Source organism: Thermogemmatispora sp. (genome assembly GCF_019683635.1).
Classification (GTDB): domain Bacteria; phylum Chloroflexota; class Ktedonobacteria; order Ktedonobacterales; family Ktedonobacteraceae; genus Thermogemmatispora.
In genome coordinates this window covers 1-6,833 of record NZ_JADGIA010000246.1, presented here as the reverse complement: position 1 = coordinate 6,833, position 6,833 = coordinate 1, and the positions used below count along the sequence as shown (strand labels likewise).

At 61.2% G+C, this 6,833-nt stretch carries 4 protein-coding genes; 3 read left to right on the top strand and 1 reads right to left on the bottom strand.

Translation table 11 applies throughout. The features are described 5' to 3' along the window. The first annotated feature begins 304 nt into the window (after positions 1-304). The 3 genes from IRZ31_RS19115 (at position 305) to IRZ31_RS19105 (ending at position 4,278) form a co-directional block, all read left to right on the top strand. Positions 305-1,684, top strand: a complete 1,380-nt coding sequence (locus tag IRZ31_RS19115) for a cystathionine beta-synthase (RefSeq protein ID WP_112433973.1) — start codon at positions 305-307, stop codon at positions 1,682-1,684. A gap of 335 nt (positions 1,685-2,019) precedes the next feature. Beyond that, positions 2,020-2,448 carry an archease gene (locus IRZ31_RS19110; protein ID WP_112426674.1) on the top strand — a complete coding sequence of 143 codons (429 nt, stop codon included), beginning with the start codon at positions 2,020-2,022 and terminating at the stop codon, positions 2,446-2,448. Positions 2,449-2,817: 369 nt separating this feature from the next. After that, positions 2,818-4,278, top strand: a complete 1,461-nt coding sequence (locus tag IRZ31_RS19105) for an RtcB family protein (protein ID WP_297156637.1) — start codon at positions 2,818-2,820, stop codon at positions 4,276-4,278. Between the two features lie 208 nt (positions 4,279-4,486). On the opposite strand, the gene IRZ31_RS19100 is transcribed toward IRZ31_RS19105, so the two are convergent. After that, on the bottom strand, positions 4,487-6,442 hold the full coding sequence (locus IRZ31_RS19100; RefSeq protein ID WP_297156634.1) for a DUF505 domain-containing protein: 1,956 nt from the start codon (positions 6,440-6,442) through the stop codon (positions 4,487-4,489). Positions 6,443-6,833: the final 391 nt, after the last annotated feature.

The following is a 6,833-nucleotide window of genomic DNA, read 5'->3' as shown; positions in this document are numbered from 1 at the left end:
TCATAGCAGCAACACCCAGGCCTGGAGGGGGGAGGTCACTCTCCTCTGCCAGCCTGACACTTGCTCTGCTGATAGCCATGCTTCTGGGCCTCTGGCCAGGCTACGTTTCCTCATGCTATACTGTGGCTACGAGATCAAGCAGGTCCCGGTCCACTGGGTGCGTCGCTTGCGTGGTGGGCCGGGTCGGGTCTCATCTCTCTTATCCAACACGTGCCCACCCAACGAAAGAAGGCCAGTAACTGCTGCAGAGAGGAAGCGTGGAGATATGCAGGAGAAGCATGCGGCTGAACCCGCTCCAGGAGACATGCGCTACTATGATTCCATCCTCGATGCCATCGGCAACACCCCACTGGTGCGCCTGCGCAAAGTCGCTGCCGATGTTCCCCCCCTTGTGCTCGCCAAGATCGAGATGCTCAATCCTGGCGGCAGCGTCAAAGACCGTATCGGACCGGCAATGATCGAATACTGTGAGCGTCAGGGCCTGCTGCGTCCTGGGGGGACCATTGTCGAACCCACCAGCGGCAATACCGGTCATGGCCTGGCCATAGCTGCCGCCATCAAAGGCTACCACTGCATCTTTGTCATGACGGACAAAGTCAGCGAAGAGAAGCGCAGCTTGCTGCGGGCCTATGGGGCTGAAGTTGTCATCTGCCCGAGTACCGTGCCCCCCGATTCGCCCGAGCATTACAAGAACGTGGCCCATCGTCTCGCTAAGGAGATTCCCGGGGCCTGCTGTCCCGATCAGTATTCCAACCCCGCCAATCCGGCTGCTCACTATGCCAGCACTGGACCTGAGATCTGGCGCGATACCGCCGGGCGCATCACGGCCTTTGTGGCGGGCATTGGCACCGGCGGCACCATCACCGGTACCGCTCGCTATCTCAAGGAGCAGAATCCGGCTATCAAGGTCATCGGCGCCGACCCGGCAGGCTCTGTCTACTCGGGCGACACTCCCAAGCCCTACAAAGTCGAGGGCATTGGTATGGAGGTCTTTCCCAAGAATTACGATCCCTCCATCGTCGATGAAGTCATTCGCGTCGAAGATCGCATCTCCTTCTACTGGGCCCGGCGCCTGGCTCGCGAAGAAGGGATTCTCGTTGGTGGCTCCTCGGGCACCGCGCTGGCGGCAGCTCTTACCTACGCACGCCGGCTCACTCCCAATGATGTCGTTGTGGTGCTCTTCCCCGATACCGGACGTGGCTACCTGAGCAAGCAGTTTAACGACACCTGGATGCGCGAGAACAACCTGCTCATGCAGGCTGAGAGTGAGCAGCCAACACTGCGGGACGTGCTCACTTATCGGCGCACGCATGAGGGTAGCATGCCGCTGGTTGTCAGCGTCGCCCCCCAGGACTCGATCGCTGATGCTGTTCAGCTGCTCCGTCGCTATGGGATCAGCCAGACGCCTGTGATGGAGAACGGGCGCATGGTGGGCAGCCTGACCGAGGATCTGCTGCTCCTGCATCTGGCAAGCGGAGAAGCGCTGAGCGAGAAGACGGTCGGCTCGCTCCAAGGCCCACCTTTTCCCGAGCTGCCCGCTGATGCCCCTATCCAGGAAGCCTATACCCTCTTTCGGAGTGGTCAATCGGCGGTGGCCGTCATGCAAGGTTCCCAGCTCGAAGGCATTGTCACCCGCAGCGACCTGCTGGAGTTCTGGGCTCACAGCCGGGAGCGAACCTGCTAGCTAGCACCCCGCCGCACCCACACCCGCATCGCTCCCCGCTTTATGAGACTGCGGCGCTGGGCTGCGCTCTACTTGAGCGGCATAACAGGGAGCAGGGGAGAGCGCGGCCCAGCAGCATCTGCGCTCCCCCTCATCTTGACAAAGCGCAAATCTGCTGCTACCATCGAAACGTGGTGTTTGAATGCAGCGGACTGGCCGGCATTCGGGAAGGAGGCAGCCATGAAACACAATACCAGAGCGGTGTCTCCGAGGTGGAGAAGTGCCACACGCTGACCAGCGCTTGCCCAGATGCAAGCAGGGAGTACAATCCCAGGTGGCAGAAAGTGGGCAGAGCTATGGATGAGCTGCCGTTTGAAGTCTTCGAGCACACGGCAGACGTCGGATTGCAGGTCTATGGGCGGACACTGCCGGAACTCTTCATCCATGCAGCAGAGGGGATGGAGAGCCTGATGGTGCCTCTGGAGCAGGTCGAGCCCAGAATCAGACGGGAGGTGGAGGTTGAGGGGGACGATCTGGTCTCGCTGCTGATTGCCTGGCTAAGTCGTCTGATCTTCCTGTTCGATACCGAGTTCTTGCTCTTTCGCCAGTTCGAGATTGAGGACTTCTCCGAGACCCAGCTGAAGATGAAGGCGCGTGCGAGCGGCGAGCCATATGATGAGCAACGCCACGAGCTGAGCAGTGCCATCAAGGCGGTCACCTGGCATCAGGCCGAGGTTGTCTCCACCGCTAACGGCTATCGGGCACGCATCATCTTCGACATCTAGTCCTCTCCTCGGCCCTGCTCGCCGGAAGCGCTACCGCGTCTCTGTGTGCGCCTGTCGCTCTCCTGCTTCACTCACCCAGGCCCTGCTATCTCCTCAGCTATCCATAGCCAGGTGCTCGCAGGAGGGAGAGAGTGCCTTGCTGTTCACTGCTACCGATCCCTTGGCCCTCCTGTCAAATGACCCCGTGCCGTGCTCGGGACTCGACTGGTCCAATGGCGTCGTCTTCCATAAAGGTCGTTGACCAGCGAAGAACGGACTGTCGCGCGCTATCCCACCGCTGGCTGGTTGGCAGTAACAGCGCAAGCAGCCCACGTTTCTCCTTTGAAGCAAAGTTGAGGCAAGCACAAGAAGAGCAAGGAGGGATTCACGATGAGCGATACCGGGGTGAAGGTTCCTCTCCAGCGGATTGATGCCTATCGCTGGCGCATCCCCCAGAGCTACCAGCCGGAGATGCGCGTGCCGGGCATTGTCTATGCCGATGACGTTCTCATCGAACAGATTCGCCAGGACAACTCGCTGCAGCAGGTAGCCAATGTGGCCACGCTGCCGGGCATTGTCGGCTACTCGCTGGCCATGCCTGATATCCATTGGGGCTATGGCTTCCCTGTCGGGGGCGTAGCTGCCACCGATGTTGAAACAGGAGTGGTTTCCCCAGGAGGGATCGGCTTCGATATCAACTGTGGGGTGCGCTTGCTTGCTACGGGTCTGAGCTATCAGGAAGTGAAAGGGAAGGCCGATCGCCTGGCCGATGAACTCTTCCAGCATCTGCCCTCGGGTGTGGGCGGCAAGGGCATGCGCAGCCTGAGCGAAAGAGAGCTGCGGGAGGTTATGGTGCGGGGGGCGGCCTGGGCTGTGGAACAGGGCTATGGCTTTCCGGAGGACCTGGAAGTCACCGAGGAAGGAGGCTGTTTGACGGGAGCCAGTCCTGAAGCCGTCTCAACGACGGCCATCCAGCGCGGCGTCAACCAGCTCGGGAGCCTGGGCGCCGGTAATCACTTCTGCGAGGTCCAGGTCGTCGATTACATCTACGACGAAGAGGCGGCGCGAGCACTTGGCCTCTACAAGGACCAGGTCGTGACGACCATTCACTGCGGGTCCCGGGGATTTGGGCACCAGATTGCCGAGGATTACATTCGCGTTGCTGAGAGCAAGCAGAAGGACTTTGGCTTCAAGCTTGTCGATCGACAGCTGGCCTGTCTGCCGCTGCGCTCGGATCTGGGCAAATCCTATCTGGGGGCTATGGCCTGCGGGGCAAACTTTGCCTGGGCCAACCGCCAGTTACTCATGCACGGCGTGCGCCAGGCTTTTTCCAGAGTCTTCGGGCGCCAGGCGCGGCCTGCAGAGATGCCGCTGGTCTACGATGTATGTCATAATATCGCCAAGATTGAGGAGTACCGCATCAACGGCGAGCTGCAGCGCGTCTGCGTCCATCGCAAAGGGGCCACGCGCGCCTTTCCTGCCGGGCATCCTGCTGTTCCTGAGAAGTATCGCGCGGTGGGCCAGCCGGTGCTGATCCCGGGCGACATGGGACGCTACTCGTTCGTCCTCGTCGGTGCCCCTGGCTCGATGGAGCAGAGCTTTGGGACAACCTGCCACGGCGCCGGACGCCAGCGCAGCCGGACGGCGGCCAAGAAAGCTATCAGCAGCAAAGACTTGATGGCCCAGTTGGAGGCGAAAGGCATCGCGGTGCGGGTGCACAGCAAGGGCCTGCTGGCTGAAGAGGCGCCTTTGGCTTATAAGGATGCCGAGCAGGTGGTGCGCGTCGTTCACAACGCCGGCCTGGCCAGGCTGGTTGCTCGACTACGCCCGATCATCGTCGTCAAGGGCTAAGCTGCCTGGCCTGATCAATGGCGTCTGCCGGTGCCGGATAGAAGGGCAGGCTGCCAACCAGCCTGACCGGATCAATAGCCTGGCTGGTTGGCAGCTGAGAGGCCGGACAGCCTTTCAGCCAGTGCTGTCCTCCGGGCTGTCTACCCTCCTCTCGCCAGAGGAGTGCGGACAAGACAAAAGGTCGAACAACTTCCCCGAGCCGCTCTGCTCAGACGCGCTGCTGAAGCAGGGCAGCCGCCTCCAGCACCTCTAGCCCGGCCTCGTTAAGCGTTACCTCACCAATATAATGGCCCATACGCGCTACATGTCGCGTTTCCAGGAACTCCTGCGGCCCCAGGCCCGTGAGGCGCTCCACTTCCTTCCACTGCTCCGGCTGAAGACGAACCTTTTGCTCCTTGACATAGAGCGTTCCGACCTGGCGCATGGCCTCAAGCAGACGCACAATGCGTGGCGTAATGGGATGAGCCAGCTTTGTCGCCCCTGCCACCGCTCGCGCTAGCAACCGGCCCGCTTCTGTGCGCACAATCTGCCCGTCTGCCAGGCGGTCAATCAGTCCATGTGCCTCCAGCTTATCCAGCGCCCAGGCCAGGCGTTCCCCCTCTAGAGACGCCTGGTACTCCGAGACAAATGGCCCTGGCTCCGTCTCTGGCAGGTTGGCCAGCACTTCGGCCTCCACTCGCGTCAGCATTGGCTGGCGCGGGCAATGCTCAGCCAACCAGGAGTAGAGCCGGCCCGCACGGGTCACGCCTCCTCCACTACCGACGAGGCCCTCCTCACGCGCTCGCTCCACCCAGGAAGTTGCCAGCCCTGTCCAGCGCGTCACAGCCATGCTCACGGCTTTGACCGCCGTCGAGGAGATAGCGCGTATCTGCTCCTGCTGCTGCTCCTCGACCACACGCTGGCCATAGGGTGTCAGCCGATAGAGCGTCCGCTCGCCATCACTCTCGGTCCGCACCAGTGTCAGGGCCTCTAGACTGGCGACCAGCTCCTCGAGGTCCCACAGTGAATCAAACCACTCATCGCGGCTACGTAGCTCCTCCAGCAGCTCCACAGCACGTCGCTTCAGGGCCGAGCGCTCTTCCAGACGCCGGCCATAACGTCCGACGATCTCCCGATAGCGTTCGGCCAGCTGCTCTACAAGCGTTTTGCGCAGACGCTCCAGATCAGGAGGAGGGCCGCCGTTCTCCTGGCGAGCTGCAAGCTGGTGGAGCGCCAGCAAGACCTCGACTTCGGCCTCTGTGAGGGCGAAAGTCCGCACCGAGACGGGCCGCTCACTCTGCAGGAGAGCGTAGGCGCGCAGAGCTGCCTCGCCAGCAGGCGTGATATGGCCATCCAACCCCATAAAACCCAGTTCCTGAAGCCGCTCGCTCTGGTCAGCTGTGAGAGCCTCGCAGCCGCGATCTACCAGGAGAGCCAGCAGCTTGAGAGTAGGCTCGTCAAGGACGACGGCCCCGAGTGCATAGCCTCCCTTGCGCAGCGCCTCATAGACAGCCTCACCCAGCGCCGTCAGGGCATAGAACCGTCCATCGGGCAGCGACCAGGTGATCAGCTCCATTGCCTCCAGCAGATCAATGAAGTCTCCCGCTAAGCCGGGAGCCGGACGCCCACTGTAGCCCGGAATCATGCGCTGAATGGCGTTGGCCAGCTCTCCATCGATCTCCAAACGGGGCCGATGGCGCCGCGCGAAGTCGAGCCAGGCCCGTCCATGCCGATTCAGGCGCTGCACCACGCTCTTATGGAGCGGATCGCTCGCCTCCTCGGTCAGACCACGGGCCTGCAGCAAGTCCGCGGTCGCCGGCCCCACTCTTCCACCAGCGTGCTCGGCAGCCTGCAGCGCTGCCAGAATATCCGACCCCAAGAAACGCCAGTTTTGCTCTCCGTCCTCGTACTCACCCGCCAGAAGATGCTGTCCGCGCTCATCGAGTCTGAGGCCGCCCGCCTGCCAGTCGCGGCGCATCTCCTCCAGCAGCTGGAGAGCCTCTCGTCCGGCATAGGTCAGACGATAGGAGCGTGGCAGCTCCAGGGCCGCCAGCCCCTGCAACTCCAAGGCACGATAGGTCAATGCACGGCGATCATCCTCAGCCAGCTCATAGGCAGCCTGGCCGGCCTCTTCACTGCTTGCTAGCTCCCGTAAGGCTGCTACATGAGCTCCCGTCAAGAGCATAACAACCAACCTCCTTCCTGGCTCCGTTCCTACTCGGCCACAAAAAAAACAGCGCGTACCCTATCACCTGATGAGTAAGTAGCGGATCAAGGTTCGTGCCGCAAATCACTACACGAGCCGGCTCTTCTTCTCTCCTCCCAGGGGCGGGATCACCGACAGTGGGCAGGCCAGAATGAGACGGGCTTTTCCAGTGTACAGTTTCTGCTCTTCTCAGTCAAGGTCATCATGGTACATCATACTTTGTGCTATCTCATTCTATAGGGAGAAGGACAGGGAGAGCACTTCTTTGCCCTGCTCCTTCACCTGATGAGCTAATTGAGACACTTGACAAAGAGCGCCAACTTGTCTATAGATTCCCTTGAGAGAGAAAATGACTGTCATCATCTGATCA

Coding starts and splice junctions, on each gene's coding strand:
- IRZ31_RS19110 (WP_112426674.1), top strand. CDS start 2,020: ATGGATGAGCTGCCGTTTGAAGTCTTCGAGCACACGGCAGACGTCGGA.
- IRZ31_RS19105 (WP_297156637.1), top strand. CDS start 2,818: ATGAGCGATACCGGGGTGAAGGTTCCTCTCCAGCGGATTGATGCCTAT.
- IRZ31_RS19100 (WP_297156634.1), bottom strand. CDS start 6,442: ATGCTCTTGACGGGAGCTCATGTAGCAGCCTTACGGGAGCTAGCAAGC.
- IRZ31_RS19115 (WP_112433973.1), top strand. CDS start 305: ATGCGCTACTATGATTCCATCCTCGATGCCATCGGCAACACCCCACTG.